Below are 16,377 nucleotides of genomic sequence, written 5' to 3'. Positions count from 1 at the left end.
GTAGTTTGAGGTATATACATTACTGGTCATATCCTTTCGAGTAGAATTTTGTGTGGTAACTCAATTATTACTCTATATTGGATATGATTTTTAATTTTTTGTGAATTACTTTTGCAACACTCTAATTAATACTTATTAAAAATAGTTAATTCTAATTCATTTGGCTTCTCAACTTTAATCTCAAATGTTTTATTGAATACATCAGGATTCTTAAAATCTACAACAGTTTCTACATTTAAAGCAATATAATAGCTTGCTAGTATTCCTGCAATTCCTAGTCCAACAGTAGCATACAAAGCCCTCTGAGTTATTTTTAAATTCTTTAATTCTGTGCTTTTAAAATCATTTTTGGAGAGTTCTTTTAATTCTTCTGAAATAAAAAATTCTTCTTCAAGATTTAAAAGAAGATTTTTTCTATACTTTTTAAGTGTTTTTAACCTGATGTTTTCTTTACATTTCGTATAAGGGTTATATTCGAAAATTTCTTCTTCTATTTCTTCACTTATTTCTTCATCTCTCATAAAAACTAAAAAATTATTTTCACTTAATAAATAAAAAAGATAAATTATTTCATATGCTTCTCTTCTTAACTTGTTATAATTTTGCGAGTAATCCCATTCGTTGACAAATAGAATGACTTCTTTGGCATTAATTATAATCCCTAGCCCATTCAAATGCTTTTTTAGAACATGTTGAAATAAGTCTTCGAACCTATAGTCTGTAACCTCAGGGTTATAAGCTACAATAGCCTTTATAATTTTTTGTTGAAACGCTGTAAATTTCTTCATTTTATCCTCTTTTAAGATGTAAATCTTCCTTCAATTTTTGGTACATCTTCAGGGTTATTAATATACACTTCTTCTATCTCAATTTCCTTAAATGTTTTTAGATTATCTTTAACAAACTCTTTTGAAAGTTCTTTTTTCCCTATTTGATCGATAAGAACATATATTTTTTTATATTTTTTAGTAGAGTTATTTTGAGTACTCACTATTTCTCTTAAATCCCTTAAAGCCTCTAACAAATGATATTTACTATTTATCCCTGTTAATACAAATTTATTATCAAGGTTATAGTAATCATTATATTTAGAAGCAATACTTAAGAGTTTTTTATCCACTTGATTAATCTTTTTTGAACGATTCTTTTTATTAAAGTTTATTACAAAATTTTGTATTTCATCCTTAAAAATAACTTCCCTACACTTTGCCTTAGAATTAGCTACAATGTAATCATAAATATAATTATAATATCTAGTCACAAAAAAGGTATAGCTAAAAATAATTTCTTCTAAATTAGCTTCATATTCTTCTCTATCTATATCTTTTTCTAATTTCAAAGAATGTTTAATCTTATTTTCAGTTAAATACTCCTGAATTATTTTATTAAACTTATTCTTATTCATTAAATAATCTTTTCTGATTTTCAATTGTGAATACTGAGAATCTAGAGATTCTTCTATCGATCTATAAAGTAAATTACTTAGAACCACTTTATCTTCCTTAAAAGTTATTCGAATATCTACTGCATCTCCTGTATTAATAAAAATAGGTAGGCTTAAATCTAGAGAATTATTTTTTAAATCACTTACTGTTATTAACTTCTCATACACTTCTTTTATTCTACTCTTTAAATCCATTCTTACACCTCCCTATAATAATTTTATTCGCACAACATCATATTATCTTTTTTAATAATAACTTTTTGATACCTGTACCTTCTTATAAGTTCAACTATCTTTTCCCTCACCTCTAAAGATGGATCTTCTAGTAAAGTTTTTATAAGTAAACTTATTCTGTGCCCTTTACCTAAGTCATGACAATCTATTTTTTTAGTCCCGTCTTTACCACTAATTTCATCAATATCTACATTCCACCAACGATCTAATTCTGTAGGTTTCATTAATCTTTTCAAAAAATTTTTTTCCTTTTTATTTTCTACTGATATTCGGTAATGTTTTTTATCATCTGGACAATAATGGTAAAAAATAAAACAGCTATCTGTTATGTCTCCATTAGAATTATAATTACTTATATTAACTTCATCACAAGTTTTACTATTTTTTTTAGTCAAAGGAATTTCAAGATTAGACTTTATTCCTTTTTCTAGATGAAATAAAGGCTTCCCTTGTGGATTTTTTTCAATACTCCCATCTTTCTTAGTTTTTAAATCATATTTTTCTTTTACTTTAAAATCATTATACCTTATGTAAAACACCTCCTAAGTTGTAGATAACAGACTAATTGTCTAAGTAGTGAATTATCATAAATACTTTACCTGATTCACTTAAAAATAAATCATCCAGAGAAAATATATCATTCTATATCTAAAACTTGAATTATTATTTATGAGTTTATAAAGTTCTTAATAAAAATATCATCAGCAACTAAATAATACCTCTTTTTATCTTTAAAGTTAATTGATAAAGTCAACTCCATATCGGTATTTTTACGAAAAATATCCAAAGAGCATCAAAAGAAAACAAAGACCGTAATATAACTAGTGTTCTTAGAGTATTTAAAGGGTCAGTATAAAAGATAGAAAAAATCCTGTTCCTATTTTATTAGAGGAAGGAATTCCTACTACTTTCCCTGTAAGGTATTTATAGGAAGACTATAGAATTTTCAGGGGAGGTGTATTATGGATAACAGCGAAAAGAAACCGGATAAAAGTAGCTGGGCTATAGGGGGAGGGCTTTTGCTGGGGCTGGGTGTAGGTTTTTTCTTCCTGGACCGGTCTGCACTATATTTTGTAGGGAGCCTTATAGCTGGTCTGGGAGTGGGATTGATAACGGCAGCTGTAATATCAAGATCCGATTAGAAGAGGGGCTGTTTTGAAGGAAACTACTTTTCTGCTTCTTACTATAATTTCCCCCAAGTAAAAAAGGTGAAGACGGGGATCTTCACCTTTTTTGAGAGAGTTTTTTTATGAAAAAGTTATGCACTTACTGTTGCTATGGGTATATAATACCCTACCTTTATGTCCTTTATGTGTCATAGGAATGATATGTTGGAGGTTTAAATTTAAGATAACTTTTTTTTGTTACTTCTCTCTTAAAAAACACCCTAAGGGCACTCCCTCGCTTTGCTCACAGCGAAAGTAACCAAGAGTTCAAGTCCCCTCAAATGCTTCCTGGGTTAAATCTTTCATCTACCTCCTTTATGAGCTACATTCCTCGCCTCGCTGCGGAACTTAAACTGCATAACGGACTGGTCCATTATTCCTGCAGATGCTTTATCAGCTTGAGAGGGCAATGATAATTTAAAGAAATAAACTAAAAAATAAAGAACCGTCACTACCGACGGTTCCTCTAAATCTACTTTTATCTGTTCTCATGACCTCTGTCCATATTGTTCAGCTCCCTGTGGAAATCCGAGTAGATCTCCTGATTCTTCTCACCTAGCTCCCTTTCCCTGGAAAGCATCTCTCTATTCTCACATCTTACACTTTGAACCACCTGAAGCTCCTGACTCTCCCTTCTTTCAAAATCTCTTCCATATGACAGTCCACCTATTACTAACATTCCTAACAATAACATCTTCTTCATCTATAATCAGCTCCTCTATTCTCTATAAATACGATATCTGTTTTCCTAACTATCTATTCTCATGACCTCTGTCCATATTGTCCAGTTCCCTGTGGAAATCCGAGTAGATCTCCTGATTCTTCTCACCTAGCTTTCTTTCCCTGGAAAGCATCTCTCTATTCTCACATCTTACACTTTGAACCACCTGAAACTCCTGACTCTCTCTTCTTTCAAAATCTCTTCCATATGACAGTCCACCTATTACTAACATTCCTAACAATAGCATCTTTTTCATTTCTCTCATCTCCTTGTAACTTCCAAAATACGATAATCAATCACTGTACTTATTATTTGATATTTTTCATCATTCTTTCTTTCCGATCTGTTATTTTATGTGGTCATTATATGGATTTCTTCCCTCAGAGGGTACGTCACCTGACACTTATGGCAGCAAAAGAATATTTTAAAAAAAAATTCCCTTTTCAAACATTGTGAATGATAGCTTTTAACTCCTTTAAATTTTTAAAATTATTTTTAATTTTTTCTCTTTCCCCTATCCTTTCTATGATAAGGATAACCTCCAAATCTTATTACCTTCTTCTATTACCCTTAGAATCTTATGAGGAGAGAGAGTTCATTTCTTGTCTCGTGAAAAGTAAGAAATTTTAATTACTATACTTTTCCGCAACGTTAAAGCTATTTAACGTTGTTTCCTTAACACCTCAAGGTTCCCGTTTCTTTTCATAGGCTCTAAATAGACAAACTCCAGCCGCAAAAAGAATCAAATGCATCTCTACTGTTCTATTCCTCATTTGAAAAATACGTAAATGAAATATGAATTAAAGCTTTAGAAAATGTCGTCGACTTTCCCTAATTTATGACTATCGATACAATTTTTTCAAAGTTTTGAGATTATGAAATAGTATTTTTTCAACAGAGGTGTCCTTTCTTGGTTCCTTCTTTGGACAAGCTAAGGAGGAACTATTAACTAAAAAAGGAAGCCCAAAGGCTCCCCTTAGAATAAATCCCTATAATTGCTCCACTATCTTTTCCACCAATACCTTGGAGTTGTCTGCTGCCACCTGGGTAAAGGAGACAGCATCCCTCACCAGATTTTCATCGGCCTTATCTGAGATGGATCTCAGTATAAGAAAGGGAACCTCTAAGAGGTGACATACATGGGCTACAGCTGCCCCCTCCATCTCGGTACACTCTCCATTAAAGGTGTCCCGCAGCCACTTAACCTTATGGGTGGATCCTATGAGCTGGTCACCGCTGAGGATTCTTCCCAGCCATACCCTCTCCCTTCCAAACTCCCTATAGGCTACCTCCCTGGCCAGTTCCACCAGTGCATCATCGGCTCTGAAGATAGAGGTGTCCATCCTGGGGATCACCCCATACCTTCCCCCAGAGATGGTGGTATCGAAATCATGCTGAATTAAATCTGTGGAGATAACTATGTCCCCCAGGCTGATCTCAGGATTAACTCCCCCTGCAATCCCTGTAAAGAGGACCTTATCCACATTAAACTGAGTTATTAAGAGGGTGGTGGAGATACTTGCATTTACCTTTCCGATTCCCGACCTTACCAGCACTATATCCTTCCCCATCAACCTTCCCGTATAAAACACTATTCCCTTAAACTCCACTATCTTCATACCCACAATTCCAGACTTTAATTTAGAGATCTCCTCATCCATTGCCCCGATTATACCTATTTTCATTTTCTTCCCCCCGGATTTTTATAGAAGTATAGCATATCTTTCCTCTATAAAGTAAAAAAGATGAAGACGGGAATCTTCACCTTTTTTGGGAGAGTTTTTTATGAAAAAGTTATGCAAGTTATCTTGCTATGGGTATATAGTACCTTCTCTCTGTGTCACGAGCGTGACATAAAAGTGATATCTCTGAGCTCAAACTTTAAGATAACTTTTTTCTGCAACCTTCCACTACCTTCTCCCTCTACTCCTATAGGTGCTCCTTGAAGGTTTGTAGCTCCCTGTAGAAGACTTATATGTGGCCCTGTGTGCAGGCTTAGAGGTCTTATATACTTTGGTGGGTTTTATGACCTTTACAGGCTTTACAACCTTCTCCTGCTTAACACTTGTACTCCTAATCCTGCTGCTTTTATCCACGTTTGTAGTTTTATTGATAGTTGTATTTTTCTTGATATTCTTATTTTTATTGACATTTGTGGTATTGTAGTTGTTGTTGATAACTGTGGTATTCCTGGTGTAGCTCCTATTTCTATATCCTGAATCCCATATATTTCTCATTATCATATAGTCCCAGAACCCAAAGTGGGATCCCCTGTTGTGATGGTAGACGTGGGTAGCTACTGGCTGCTGATAGTAGGGGCCGCCCCTCCATCGTATTCCCTCTCCCCTTCAACTACCGACTGCTGAAGGTATCTCTCCTCCCTTCTTGGCGTCTTCATCAATGAGCAAGTGTATAAAAACATGTTCAGCAGTATCATTATGGACAAAGCATATACTATGTATTTTAACCACTTAAGAACCCTGTTCTCCTCCACTGCTGTATAATATTCCTCTACGCTCTCCTCTTCATACTCCTCTAACATACTCTCGACCTCTCTATACTATTAAATCTTTTATCCACTGAACCATATCTATGGCAGCTATTATTCCCATGCACCCAATTGCTAACTTATCAAATGGTTTCTTATCCTTCTTATCCATATAAAGCATCAGTACCATCACCGTTAAAGTTTCATTGCTCACTTTCAATCCTCCTAAAAAAATTCTCACTATCCCTTCAGTCCTCTCTTACACTTACCCTTGGGAAACCCCTGATATTCTGTGGCTAAAGTTGATACAGCCAACACTCTATCACTTTATAGGAAAAATTATAAGTGATAATGTCACCGTTAATCCACCTAAATTTATGACACTTCTCCGTTTTTAAACTCCAACCTCATGGTTACCCTCTAAATCAAGGGCAAAATTATAAATTTTATTCTATTTTTCAGATAAAGAATATCTACTATTTTTATATGGATCCATTTTTTTCTAATATCCTTATTGGAAATAGAGATCTCTGTCTCAAAGTCTCCTCTTGAAAAACCCTTAAAAATATATTTAGGTTCATATAATTAAAAAGACCTGGAATTCCCCCAGATCTTTTTAATTATATGAGTCTATTTATCCCCCACCACTTAATTTCTTTCTGTTCCCCTGTCCATATTGATAAGCTCCCTGTGAAACTCCTGGTAGGCCTCTATATTGATTTCACCAGCTTCTCTTTCCCTTGAGATCATAGAATTTTCCTCATAGTTCACCCTTTCAACGGGCTGAAGCTCCATACTCTCTCTGTACTCATAGTCTCTTCCAAAGGCCAATCCACTGACAACTAACATTCCCAATAATAATAATTTTTTCATTCTCTGTCACACTCCTTATTTTTTATCGATATCCTAAGTTCCATAAATTTTTTTTCACTCTTCTTCCGCTCCCTCTTTTCTTATTTAAAGGATAACCTCCTAAAATGACGACAGTGTGACACCCATATGAAAGTTTAACCTCTTCCCCCTTCAATATCTCCAAAGGGTTTAAGAGATTCTCCCTATAGTTTCCACCTCTTCTCCTGTAAAAGGCCTCTTTTAATTAAAGGAAGGGATATGGATTTATAGTAAAAATTTAATATGGAACCCTTGGTGACTAAGGGTGGTTCCTAGTGGAGAGTATTTTCCTGTTTTTATATTTTAAATTATAGAAAGTAAGATATCACAGGATCCTAGATAAAGGGTCTGACAGTAGATAAAGGGAGGTATATTATGCTTGAGGACTTAAAAAAAATTTCCAATCAAATCACCCTTGTGAGGCTCTCCCTCCTTCCTTTTATGTGGTTTCTCATTCTCATGAACTATCCCCTCTACTACGTGGGAATACTTCTCATCATCTGCGGGGTAACAGATGTACTGGATGGCTACCTGGCCAGGAGGTTAAATCAGGTCACTGAGATTGGAAGCAGGATGGATTCATGGGCCGACAACCTCCTCCTTATATCGGCAATCCTCTGGACAGCCCTCAGGCTCCCTGAGGTTTTTACAGAAAATCTTCCCCTTATGCTTACAGCTCTTGGATTCTACGCTGTCTTTCTTCTGGTGGGGGCGATGAAGTTTCACCGTTTTGCCAACCTCCACCTCTATCTTTCAAAGTTGGCTACCCTGGTGGCCTACTTCTTTCTGGTACACGCCCTCTTAACTGGAATATATAGCAGGGGATTCTTTATCTTTGCTGCCCTTATCTCCATCCTCTCCAATATAGAGGGGATTGCAACACAGCTGATCCTCTCCCAGGTGGATGAACATATGGGATCTCTTATCTTTCTATATCTGAAGAAGGACAGTCCCCTGGTTCTCTGGATAAAGAGGCTTTTCAGGGACAAATAAAGATAACTCTAACTTAAAAAGGGAGCCCACAGAGGCTCCCTTCCTTACTTCCTTTAATATTTGATTATACCCTACTCCTATCCCAGTATGTCATCCACTATACCAAGAGCAGTCTTGTCCCCAGAGATAGCTGCAACCTTTAACAACCCCCTTGCCAAGAGATACATAGAGTGCTCCCTTACACTGCATCCCTTGAGAAAATCATACTCATAGTAATCAATTTTCCCAATACTATCTAGGGATTTAAAAAAACTTCTTATTACCTCCAGTATCTCACCATCTTCACTGATCACTGTCTTCCTGTTTGTTCCTACATGTTTCTTAGGTTTGAAGATCCTCGGAGATGTGTTAAATGTTACAGCATCAACACCCTGCCAGCAAACCGATGTATGTAACGCCAGCCCTCCTCCCAGTGAATGACCTGTTGAAATAAACCTATACCCTCTATACCTCCTCTTCATCTTCTTTAGGAGCTTCATTGCACTGGTATACTGGTTCCTTCCAAAAACACTCAGATTGGCATGGGGCCAGTCCTTTATAGTAAAAAACTCAGTTCCCCTGAAAGCTATTACAACGATCTTTTTCCCTTCATTCATATATACATCAGCACTGAAACCATTATCTGCCTTATACCTGTTGAGCCTGATCCATCCATACCTCCTTAGATCAAAGTAATACGGATTCTCATATGCATTTGAAGACATTAGGGCATAGATATAGTTCTCCTTTGCCACCCTGTCCAGGGGAGGCTGTGTATTTCTATTTCCTCTATACCCTTCAAGGTCCCTGTTTGCATACTCCTTTTCCGAGTATGATGGATGCTTTCCCCTTCCTCTAATACCACCTAATACTCTCTTCATCTACAGCCCTCCTTCCAAAAGCGATAGACTCTCCTCTAATAATTATACCTCCCCTAAAAAATTAATCCTCCTCCCTGTCCCTCTTCACCTGACCACAGACAACACCTCTCCTAAACAAACTACTCCCAATGCTTAGGCGTAATTTGCTAAGCCATAAAATAGAAAATAAGAAGTAGCTGTCAATAACCAGACAGGCGTGATATAATCATTCTTAAATAAACTATCTTGGAGGATGTTATGGAGTTTATATATATTGGAGCTGCCTTCTTTTTTTCAACCTTTGTTCAGGGATTTACAAGCTTTGGGTTTTCCTTGGTTGCTATTCCCCTGCTCTCCTTGTTTTTAGATGCAAAATTGATTATTATTATAACTGTGACCTACAGCCTTGTAGTAAACAGCATCATCTTTAGAAAATACTATAGAGATGCCAGGCTCACAAGGATACTTCCCCTTTTAATTTCAGCCATTGTCTTTACCTTTGTAGGGGTATCCTACCTCAACACTATAGATGATTATCTCTTGAGGCTGGTTATAGGGATACTTCTGGTGGTAGTGGGAATTATAAACAACTTTGGAGTAAGGTTTAATTTAAAGAAGCCAGAGAAGTTCTACCTCCCTGTGGGGGCTGTCTCTGGAGTCTTAAATGGTATTGGCGGTATCTCAGGCCCCCCTGTGCTGGTTTTCCTCTCAAATATAGATCTCAACAGATCCCAGTTTAAGGCTACCCTGTCATCCTACTTTTTAACCTTGAATATAGTGGCTATCCTCACCTATATCTACAAGGGATTTTATACCCCTGAAAACCTCAGGATAATCTGGACCTACCTTCCCCATGTAGTAATAGGAACGGGAATAGGATTATATACCTCTACAAAAGTCGAGGAGAAGCTCTTTAAGAGGATCATCAATATCGCTATACCTATTATGGGGCTGAATATCGTCTGGAAGCTATTTATATAGTATATAGACAAATTAAAAATGGAGTGTGCAGTCGATCTGCACACTCCATTTCTTACTTCCTGCTCTCTATAAATTACAGCTATTCTGCCTATACTAACTACTAATCTATGGTTATTGTAGTGTCCGCCATCTCTACCGGCCTCTTATCCCTTATATTTACTACCCCCACAGACTCATTCTCATCTGAGATAGGATCATATACTGCTGTATCCTCACCGCCAAACTGTACCGTCTCTCCATCTATTGTTAATCCAAGGCTCTTCTTTCCGTCGGCGGTATTGGAGACCCTTACCTCTACAGGAACTCCACTCTCTGGTGCATCATACCAGGTATTTATATCTATTCCCAGCTTACTCAGGCTTCCCGTAGCTACTTCCCTTTCATTTTCATCCCTTAATACTACCTTTGCCATCTTGGGATGTATCCATAACTGGTAACCATCCTCTCCTCCCAGATACACCTCTATTCTTCCCACATCATCTATTCCGAAGGCAGTCTTTAAGGTATATTCATCAAAGGTTTCCTCTGAGAACCAGCTTCCGTTTTTCCCCAGAATTTGTCCCTCATAGAAGAAGGAGGTTGGGCCGTCATTTAGCTCCTCCTCTGAGATCCATATATTCCCCTGACCATAGGAATCCTCCTCAAGCCTGGCATAGAGCTTTCCCTCTGCCTCATTGTAGAGCCAGCCTCCCTTGAGTTCATCATCTCCCCAGTTATAGACTCTTTCCCTGTCACCCTTCTCAGGACTGATTCCCCTTCCTCCTGCAGGGGTTTCAGGCATCCTCCCCTTGGAGTAGTACTTTTCAAAGGTTTCACTGAAGGTATTCCCCCCGCTTCCTGCTCCTATATCCTCACCATACTTGGGATACTCTCCCTCAGTCACATTGAACATATCTATGGCTTCCTGGATATTGTGAAGGTTCCCGTGTACCTGAGCTGCCTTGGCTGCATCTGTGGAGTCGGTAAACCTTGGCATTACTATACTCGTCAGGAGTCCTATTACTCCTATGACGATCATAAGCTCTATCAAGGTAAATCCTTTATTCCTATGAAATTTCCCTTCAGACTCCTCTCTTCCAACTAAATAGTCCCATCCTAAATGTCTGGCATATAAATTTTTATGCATATTGTCCCCCTAAAAAATTATGGCAACTGGCTGTCCTATCCAAGGTGGACTTAGACCCTCTAGTTTTGCGTCACAGGGTTTCCCCTCCTTTGCCTTTTTCAGAGTTATTCATTTTATAATCTTCTTCAATAGAGATATTATCACATAAAATGGACTTTAGCTATAGTGTTCCCTTCCTCCAATCTAATAACAGTAGGAAAAAAACTTTAAAGGAAAAAAGGGAGCTTATAAAGGAAGCTCCCTCTTTCCACTGTTCTTATCTCCTTGTCCTGCTCCTTATAAGCCTTTCAAAACTATTCGTCAAATTATACAAGGTTCCAAGGCTTCAGCAGCTTTTATAAAAAATCGGTGCTTAACCCTGGCTATAATCACTATCTTCCTGCTCCTTCACCATGTAAAATCCTAGATATCCAGCCATCTGACCCTTCCTGTGGCCATCTCATAAACCCCTCCAACTATCTTAATTTTCCCCTCTTCCTCAAGACCTTTTATAATGGAGCTCTCCTTCCTCAGGTTTTCCATGGTAAGTACTACATTTTCCCTGGATATCTCATCTACCAGCTCCTTATCTGAATAACTACTTAGATCCTCTCTACCCTTAACACTTTCCACCGCAGGTGTGATCTTACTCAGCAGAGGAGTTATATTACCCAGTTCAACACCATCCTTGGCACTCTTTACTGCTCCGCAGTTTTCATGCCCCAGCACAACTACCAGCTTTGCCCCTGAAACTTCTGTAGCATATTCAAGGCTTCCGAGGATATCCTCATTGGAGATATTCCCCGCTACTCTGGCTACAAAAGCATCTCCTATCCCCAAATCAAAAACAGTCTCCACTGGGACCCTGGAATCAAGACATGATAAAATTACAGATTTAGGAAACTGAGCCTCTTCACTTAATTTTACCTGTTCCCTGTAATCCCTGTTGATAAGCTCTCCCCTCACAAACCTTTTATTCCCTTCAGTTAATTGAGCTTGAATATCATAGGCTGTGAGAGCCTGCTGCTCCTCCTGTGTAGTAACAGCTCTTACAACTTCACCCCTCTCCATGTTATTGCTGCATCCCATAAACATAAGTCCTGCTATTATAGGTAAAACCTTATTTTTTAACCTCATCCCTTCCTCCTTTTGATTACCAAAACCTAATCTTTTTAAGAGAATACTATATTTTATGGAAAAAACAACACCTGTTTAAATACTTAATTTAAATTTAATTATCTTCCCACAGAATAGAGTAATCTTTAAAGAATGAGATTAAAATTTTATTAAAATGATGGGTTAAAGGATAACAGCTACAGATCCAGCACTACCTCAAACTCATGAAAGATATATTTAGCTCCTCCCCTTTAATCATAACCTTAACTAGACCTACCCCTCTCAATAAAAAAGGGACTCGCTGAGCCCCTCTAAAGAAATGCCTTTTCTAAATCGTCTAAAGCTGTCTCCCCCTCACTGCACTCCTCTACTACAAAGGGAGTATTGTAAAATTCCAGTCTTCCCCTTGCCCCTGTATCAAGAGATTCGTAGTGGATATGAAGCCCTCCATCCTTCACCTCTATAGATGTAACCCTCTTGTCACCGTTAAACTTTTCTCCCAGGATAAACTCCTTCTTCTCGCCATAAAGAATCCTTGCTTTCATTTCCTCACCTCCAGGTTTCCTTCATTAATACTTTATTCCAACATCAGCTTTTTCCTCTTAACAATCTCAAGATTTAAAGACTTGAAAACTAACAGGTTCCTGATTTCATTTGAAATTTTTTCAAATATCAGCTAATATCCTCTTAAAAGATTCAATTTCAATGAAGTTTATTGTGAAAAAAAGGTTGGAGGGGGGGGATAAGTTGAAAAAATTAAAACTAACTAATATATCAATTCCATACTTAATCTTAATTGTAATCACTTTAGTATTAATACACTTAGATTCCTCATTTGAAAAAGCAGAGGATCTGACATCATTGGATATCATAAGTGAATCTTTAATATGTTTTCAGCTTGCAATATGGATGTACTTTGAAAAAGCCGGTTTTAAAAATAAAAACTACTACTGCTGGATGTTAGGCGGTCTTATTACCCTTTATTCAGGAGTCTTACAGGATTTAATGGATGAATTCTATGAACTGGAAGGGCTTCTAGGTGAACTGGAAAACATTTTAGTACCAGTTGGAGTAGCTATGGTATCCATTGCCGTTATTTTACGTTTTTTAGAGGAGGAAAAGAACAAGCTTAAAACTGAAGCTATATACAACAAGAGCATAAAGGATCCATTGACTGGACTATATAACAGGTACTACCTTGAAGAGCACCTTGAAACTCTCCTAAACAAGCTAATTGATATTACCCCAGATGTATCGGTGGCATTTATTGACATCGATAATTTTAAAGCTATTAACGATATCTATGGCCATATAAAGGGGGACGAGTTTTTGACAATGTTAGGAGTAGAGATAAAGAGTTGCATAAGAGAGTCTGATTATGCTTTTAGATATGGTGGGGATGAATTTTTAATAATATATCCAAACACTAAAGTTAAAACAGCTCTGGCGGTAATGGAAAGAGTCAGGGAAAATATTTCTGCCTCATTGGAAAAAAAGGGAATAGAATCAGGCCTGAGCATTGGAATCACTACATACCAGAAATCTGAAAACTATAAAAAATTAATGGACAGGGTTGATAAGATTATGTATAGATCCAAAAGAAATGGTAAAAATCAAATAACCGTAGCTAAATCATAGATATTATGCAGTCTCTTGAATTTAAAATTTCTATTTTTATGAACTTAAAAAGACACTCGATAAATCGAGTGTCTTCCTTCATTAATCATCACTTTTCCAGGCATCCCTTCCTCTTACTCTACTCTTGGCTTTCACCAAATACTTTTCTATGCAGATCATCTATCATGATGCTCTTCTCCCCTTCCTCAACATCTTCCAATGTAAATCCATCAACCTCAGCCAAAGCTTTCTCCAGGTTTATTTTCACAGCTGACGTCTCTGAAGGTGAGTGGGCCACTTCCGATCCTGTATCCTTTTCAGGAGCTGAAGATTTCAATATCTCTGTTATAGAAGAGTTTGCCTGATTAAGTGCAAGGTAATCTTCCTCCAGTTTCTTTATTAGCAGAACCCTTGATTTTTCAAGCTCCTTTTTTGCTGAATTATATTTTATATTAAACTCCTTGGCATCTGCAAGTACATCCATAAACTGATCTTTATTGAGCTTGAGCTCTCCTGTAGGGGCAAGAGTATTGAAGTATTTATCTAACTCCTTTAGCATTGTTTCATCTAATTCCTTTCTCTTACTATCAAAGTATAGGTTAACTAACTCTACCTGAAATTGGTGCTGTTTTTTTAATCCAGCTCCAACTTCGCTGCTCAGACTAACAGATTCTTCGGGGATATTTGTACACGCCGGGAGTAATAAAGTGAATAAGACCAGCATAATTGATTTAATCTTCTTCATCGGAACCTCCTCTTATTTTTTAGATATAAGCTCCCAATAATTTTTTGAGCAGCTTTGGAAAAATCTATAAGACTCAAAAAGAATGCAATATCACTCTAAAAAACATCCATCGTCTCTAATATTTTCATTAATTCCACCCTGTTGCTTATCATATTTTTGTTCTTCGTATATCATTTTTTTCCTGCACAAATTCTTTACTTCAGAGATAGATTATCTATGAAGTTTATAGATATTCTTCTAGGTTTATAGGGTATAATTAAAAAATATTGTATATTAAGGAGGCTCTATGAAACCAGATCTGAAAAAGTGTCCTCGGTGTGGTTCTAAAGAAGTAGTCGAAATAATCTACGGTATGCCCACAGAGGAACTGTTCAAAGAGATCCAAGAAAAGGATAACTACTGGCTTGGGGGATGCTGTATAAATCTTGAAACTCCTGATCCCGACTATCACTGTAAAGCCTGTGGTTATGAGTGGTTAAGTCTAGAAAATAAAAAGATCAGTAAATAACTGTACTATAGAATTTCAATAAAAAAGCACTCCAAGGAGTGCCTAAAACCAATGATTTTATATCAACTTTGAAATTTTTTTAGGAAAAAGGTAGTTGCCTATGAGCTCTTTCCACATAGTTTCCACTTTTCCAGATATTCCTTCCTGAATTATGTGGATTTGGTATTTAAAACTTTGCTTAATTTTAGCTGCACATCTAGACTACATTTATTGATCTTTCCAAGTCTGTAGATAAAACAAGAACTTAGTCTAAGTTATATGAGTAGTAGGAAGGTATAGCATCCATGGCCTTGTCAAAGCCAAACTTATGGATAGGACAGACCTTTATACAGAAACCGCAGTCATTATGCAGGCCGATCATAGAGGCAAAACACTTTTTATCATTCAGCCTTCTTCTCATGGCTCCCCTTATCCTTATAGCTTCCTTGGGAATAGCCTTGGTAGGACATGATTTTTGGCACATCCTACACCTGGAGCAGAACTCCTCTACATTGAAGTCCTTTGGAGTATCAGGCTCTACGTCAGCCTCAAAGACTACAGCAGCATATCTCAGTCTGGGACCATATTCCTTTGTAATGGTGTTTGCACAGGTTCCAAAGTTAGCAACTCCTGCATTCACTGCGTGATGAGCAAACTTTACTTCCCCGTCCAGAGAGACCCTGGGGTGTGCCTTCCACCCCTTGGATCTTATGAACTCTGCAAGTTCGTGGGAGCCCTCCCCTGCATTGGCATAGATCTTCATTACAAACTGTTCCCCGGTCTCTATTCCCGGATTTGGTATCTCCTCTACCTCCTCATGATCCATCTCCATTCCAAGGATGACTATGTTCTGGTATGGTGCTACCTCGTCATCCCCGTTCCCCAGAAATCTTCTGTCTACCTTTGTAAATCCGACTACTCCGAATCCCAGCTCATGGGCTTTCTCCTTGATCTCAGCCTTCAGCTTGACCATATCCATTTCTTTTTCAGGGGATGCAGGTATCTCATGTTCCGCCATCTCCTCCTGCTGCATCCCTATCTTATCCCTGATGATCCTCACAACATAGCTGTAGAAATCTCCTGTGGATACTTCCATCTTAGGCATGATATATCCCACCATAAAGTTAGGCCCCCAGGCATCTGGTTCTCCCCAGATAGGCTCAAACTCATAGGAGACATCCATCTCCTCCTGGTCCAGAATATTATACATGTGGTTATTGTCTGTAAACTCTTTACCCTCATTTATGGGAGATGGTTTACAGAGACACGTTTCCTTGTCCCATCTGAGCATATATCCCTTCTTCCAGTACTTCTCCACATTGACCATGGATTTATATTTTTCCCTCCACAGATCCATTGTCCCGGCCTTAATACTCCTTAAATAGGGCTCATACTCCCTTTTAAGGGTTTCATGGAGCTCTGTATCCACCTCTGCAGCCTCTATTATTTCTGTGAGCACAGCCATTGTTTCCAGGTCACGCTTTACCCATTTATCGCTTGTTTTCGTTTTTATTAACTGATCGATAACTTCCTTCCTTGGTTGCTTCATA

General features: G+C 37.4%; 21 protein-coding genes and 1 riboswitch. Of the genes, 5 read left to right on the top strand and 16 right to left on the bottom strand.

The features are described 5' to 3' along the window. Positions 1–125: 125 nt before the first annotated feature. From QMG11_RS16940 to QMG11_RS16930, 3 genes are read right to left on the bottom strand one after another with little or no spacing between them, the layout of a single operon-like run. Entirely contained in the window at positions 126–788 is a 663-nt protein-coding gene (locus QMG11_RS16940; protein WP_281837509.1) for a C2 domain-containing protein, read from the bottom strand. Positions 789–799: 11 nt separating this feature from the next. Then, the gene (locus QMG11_RS16935) at positions 800–1,639 is read right to left on the bottom strand and encodes a hypothetical protein (RefSeq protein WP_281837508.1); all 840 of its coding nucleotides are present in this window, start codon (positions 1,637–1,639) and stop codon (positions 800–802) included. Between the two features lie 23 nt (positions 1,640–1,662). Next, on the bottom strand, positions 1,663–2,217 hold the full coding sequence (locus tag QMG11_RS16930; RefSeq protein WP_281837507.1) for a hypothetical protein: 555 nt from the start codon (positions 2,215–2,217) through the stop codon (positions 1,663–1,665). A 423-nt stretch (positions 2,218–2,640) separates the two neighbouring features. Here QMG11_RS16930 and QMG11_RS16925 point away from each other — a divergent pair, with 423 nt between their 5' ends. Continuing rightward, the gene (locus QMG11_RS16925; RefSeq protein WP_281837506.1) at positions 2,641–2,820 is read left to right on the top strand and encodes a hypothetical protein; all 180 of its coding nucleotides are present in this window, start codon (positions 2,641–2,643) and stop codon (positions 2,818–2,820) included. A gap of 502 nt (positions 2,821–3,322) precedes the next feature. Here the strand turns inward: QMG11_RS16925 and QMG11_RS16920 are convergent. From QMG11_RS16920 to QMG11_RS16890, 7 genes are all read right to left on the bottom strand, one after another. Then, positions 3,323–3,547 carry a hypothetical protein gene (locus QMG11_RS16920; RefSeq protein ID WP_281837505.1) on the bottom strand — a complete coding sequence of 75 codons (225 nt, stop codon included), beginning with the start codon at positions 3,545–3,547 and terminating at the stop codon, positions 3,323–3,325. Between the two features lie 49 nt (positions 3,548–3,596). Then, entirely contained in the window at positions 3,597–3,821 is a 225-nt protein-coding gene (locus QMG11_RS16915; protein WP_281837504.1) for a hypothetical protein, read from the bottom strand. Between the two features lie 733 nt (positions 3,822–4,554). Next, a complete protein-coding gene (locus QMG11_RS16910; RefSeq protein WP_281837503.1) occupies positions 4,555–5,250 on the bottom strand; it encodes a 5'-methylthioadenosine/adenosylhomocysteine nucleosidase in 696 nt (231 codons plus the stop codon). 225 nt (positions 5,251–5,475) lie between these two features. After that, a complete protein-coding gene (locus tag QMG11_RS16905) occupies positions 5,476–5,802 on the bottom strand; it encodes a hypothetical protein (RefSeq protein WP_281837502.1) in 327 nt (108 codons plus the stop codon). Positions 5,803–5,861: 59 nt separating this feature from the next. Next, positions 5,862–6,107 (bottom strand): hypothetical protein, encoded by a 246-nt coding sequence (locus tag QMG11_RS16900; protein ID WP_281837501.1) that lies wholly within the window; start codon positions 6,105–6,107, stop codon positions 5,862–5,864. Positions 6,108–6,120: 13 nt separating this feature from the next. Further along, positions 6,121–6,267: a hypothetical protein gene (locus QMG11_RS16895; protein WP_281837500.1), complete on the bottom strand. Its 147-nt coding sequence runs from the start codon at positions 6,265–6,267 to the stop codon at positions 6,121–6,123. A 434-nt stretch (positions 6,268–6,701) separates the two neighbouring features. Then, positions 6,702–6,926: a hypothetical protein gene (locus tag QMG11_RS16890; protein ID WP_281837499.1), complete on the bottom strand. Its 225-nt coding sequence runs from the start codon at positions 6,924–6,926 to the stop codon at positions 6,702–6,704. Positions 6,927–7,319: 393 nt separating this feature from the next. Here QMG11_RS16890 and QMG11_RS16885 point away from each other — a divergent pair, with 393 nt between their 5' ends. Next, positions 7,320–7,937, top strand: a complete 618-nt coding sequence (locus QMG11_RS16885) for a CDP-alcohol phosphatidyltransferase family protein (RefSeq protein WP_281837498.1) — start codon at positions 7,320–7,322, stop codon at positions 7,935–7,937. A gap of 77 nt (positions 7,938–8,014) precedes the next feature. Here the strand turns inward: QMG11_RS16885 and QMG11_RS16880 are convergent, their stop codons facing one another. Next, positions 8,015–8,797, bottom strand: a complete 783-nt coding sequence (locus QMG11_RS16880; protein ID WP_281837497.1) for a Tle-like phospholipase domain-containing protein — start codon at positions 8,795–8,797, stop codon at positions 8,015–8,017. 237 nt (positions 8,798–9,034) lie between these two features. Between QMG11_RS16880 and QMG11_RS16875 the strand changes: the two genes are divergently transcribed. Beyond that, positions 9,035–9,757, top strand: a complete 723-nt coding sequence (locus QMG11_RS16875; RefSeq protein WP_281837496.1) for a sulfite exporter TauE/SafE family protein — start codon at positions 9,035–9,037, stop codon at positions 9,755–9,757. A gap of 100 nt (positions 9,758–9,857) precedes the next feature. Here QMG11_RS16875 and QMG11_RS16870 read toward each other — a convergent pair whose 3' ends face one another. From QMG11_RS16870 to QMG11_RS16860, 3 genes are all read right to left on the bottom strand, one after another. After that, positions 9,858–10,883, bottom strand: a complete 1,026-nt coding sequence (locus QMG11_RS16870; protein WP_281837495.1) for a type II secretion system protein — start codon at positions 10,881–10,883, stop codon at positions 9,858–9,860. A gap of 18 nt (positions 10,884–10,901) precedes the next feature. After that, positions 10,902–10,987, bottom strand: a riboswitch (cyclic di-GMP riboswitch). 298 nt (positions 10,988–11,285) lie between these two features. Further along, entirely contained in the window at positions 11,286–11,999 is a 714-nt protein-coding gene (locus QMG11_RS16865; protein ID WP_281837494.1) for a carbonic anhydrase family protein, read from the bottom strand. 290 nt (positions 12,000–12,289) lie between these two features. Continuing rightward, on the bottom strand, positions 12,290–12,523 hold the full coding sequence (locus QMG11_RS16860) for a hypothetical protein (protein ID WP_281837493.1): 234 nt from the start codon (positions 12,521–12,523) through the stop codon (positions 12,290–12,292). A 202-nt stretch (positions 12,524–12,725) separates the two neighbouring features. Between QMG11_RS16860 and QMG11_RS16855 the strand changes: the two genes are divergently transcribed. Next, the gene (locus tag QMG11_RS16855) at positions 12,726–13,616 is read left to right on the top strand and encodes a GGDEF domain-containing protein (RefSeq protein WP_281837492.1); all 891 of its coding nucleotides are present in this window, start codon (positions 12,726–12,728) and stop codon (positions 13,614–13,616) included. A 118-nt stretch (positions 13,617–13,734) separates the two neighbouring features. On the opposite strand, the gene QMG11_RS16850 is transcribed toward QMG11_RS16855, so the two are convergent. Next, a complete protein-coding gene (locus tag QMG11_RS16850; protein ID WP_281837491.1) occupies positions 13,735–14,340 on the bottom strand; it encodes a hypothetical protein in 606 nt (201 codons plus the stop codon). A 286-nt stretch (positions 14,341–14,626) separates the two neighbouring features. Between QMG11_RS16850 and QMG11_RS16845 the strand changes: the two genes are divergently transcribed. Then, complete coding sequence (locus QMG11_RS16845) at positions 14,627–14,848, top strand: hypothetical protein (RefSeq protein WP_281837490.1); 222 nt, start codon at positions 14,627–14,629, stop codon at positions 14,846–14,848. Between the two features lie 244 nt (positions 14,849–15,092). Here QMG11_RS16845 and QMG11_RS16840 read toward each other — a convergent pair whose 3' ends face one another. Next, complete coding sequence (locus QMG11_RS16840) at positions 15,093–16,376, bottom strand: hypothetical protein (RefSeq protein ID WP_281837489.1); 1,284 nt, start codon at positions 16,374–16,376, stop codon at positions 15,093–15,095. Position 16,377 lies beyond the last annotated feature (1 nt).

The organism is Propionigenium maris DSM 9537 (assembly GCF_027925155.1).
Classification (GTDB): domain Bacteria; phylum Fusobacteriota; class Fusobacteriia; order Fusobacteriales; family Fusobacteriaceae; genus Propionigenium; species Propionigenium maris.
This window is presented reverse-complemented; position numbering and strand designations above follow the sequence as displayed.

Coding starts and splice junctions, on each gene's coding strand:
- QMG11_RS16940 (WP_281837509.1), bottom strand. CDS start 788: ATGAAGAAATTTACAGCGTTTCAACAAAAAATTATAAAGGCTATTGTA.
- QMG11_RS16935 (WP_281837508.1), bottom strand. CDS start 1,639: ATGGATTTAAAGAGTAGAATAAAAGAAGTGTATGAGAAGTTAATAACA.
- QMG11_RS16925 (WP_281837506.1), top strand. CDS start 2,641: ATGGATAACAGCGAAAAGAAACCGGATAAAAGTAGCTGGGCTATAGGG.
- QMG11_RS16920 (WP_281837505.1), bottom strand. CDS start 3,547: ATGAAGAAGATGTTATTGTTAGGAATGTTAGTAATAGGTGGACTGTCA.
- QMG11_RS16915 (WP_281837504.1), bottom strand. CDS start 3,821: ATGAAAAAGATGCTATTGTTAGGAATGTTAGTAATAGGTGGACTGTCA.
- QMG11_RS16910 (WP_281837503.1), bottom strand. CDS start 5,250: ATGAAAATAGGTATAATCGGGGCAATGGATGAGGAGATCTCTAAATTA.
- QMG11_RS16905 (WP_281837502.1), bottom strand. CDS start 5,802: ATGAGAAATATATGGGATTCAGGATATAGAAATAGGAGCTACACCAGG.
- QMG11_RS16900 (WP_281837501.1), bottom strand. CDS start 6,107: ATGTTAGAGGAGTATGAAGAGGAGAGCGTAGAGGAATATTATACAGCA.
- QMG11_RS16890 (WP_281837499.1), bottom strand. CDS start 6,926: ATGAAAAAATTATTATTATTGGGAATGTTAGTTGTCAGTGGATTGGCC.
- QMG11_RS16885 (WP_281837498.1), top strand. CDS start 7,320: ATGCTTGAGGACTTAAAAAAAATTTCCAATCAAATCACCCTTGTGAGG.
- QMG11_RS16880 (WP_281837497.1), bottom strand. CDS start 8,797: ATGAAGAGAGTATTAGGTGGTATTAGAGGAAGGGGAAAGCATCCATCA.
- QMG11_RS16875 (WP_281837496.1), top strand. CDS start 9,035: ATGGAGTTTATATATATTGGAGCTGCCTTCTTTTTTTCAACCTTTGTT.
- QMG11_RS16870 (WP_281837495.1), bottom strand. CDS start 10,883: ATGCATAAAAATTTATATGCCAGACATTTAGGATGGGACTATTTAGTT.
- QMG11_RS16865 (WP_281837494.1), bottom strand. CDS start 11,999: ATGAGGTTAAAAAATAAGGTTTTACCTATAATAGCAGGACTTATGTTT.
- QMG11_RS16860 (WP_281837493.1), bottom strand. CDS start 12,523: ATGAAAGCAAGGATTCTTTATGGCGAGAAGAAGGAGTTTATCCTGGGA.
- QMG11_RS16850 (WP_281837491.1), bottom strand. CDS start 14,340: ATGAAGAAGATTAAATCAATTATGCTGGTCTTATTCACTTTATTACTC.
- QMG11_RS16845 (WP_281837490.1), top strand. CDS start 14,627: ATGAAACCAGATCTGAAAAAGTGTCCTCGGTGTGGTTCTAAAGAAGTA.
- QMG11_RS16840 (WP_281837489.1), bottom strand. CDS start 16,376: ATGAAGCAACCAAGGAAGGAAGTTATCGATCAGTTAATAAAAACGAAA.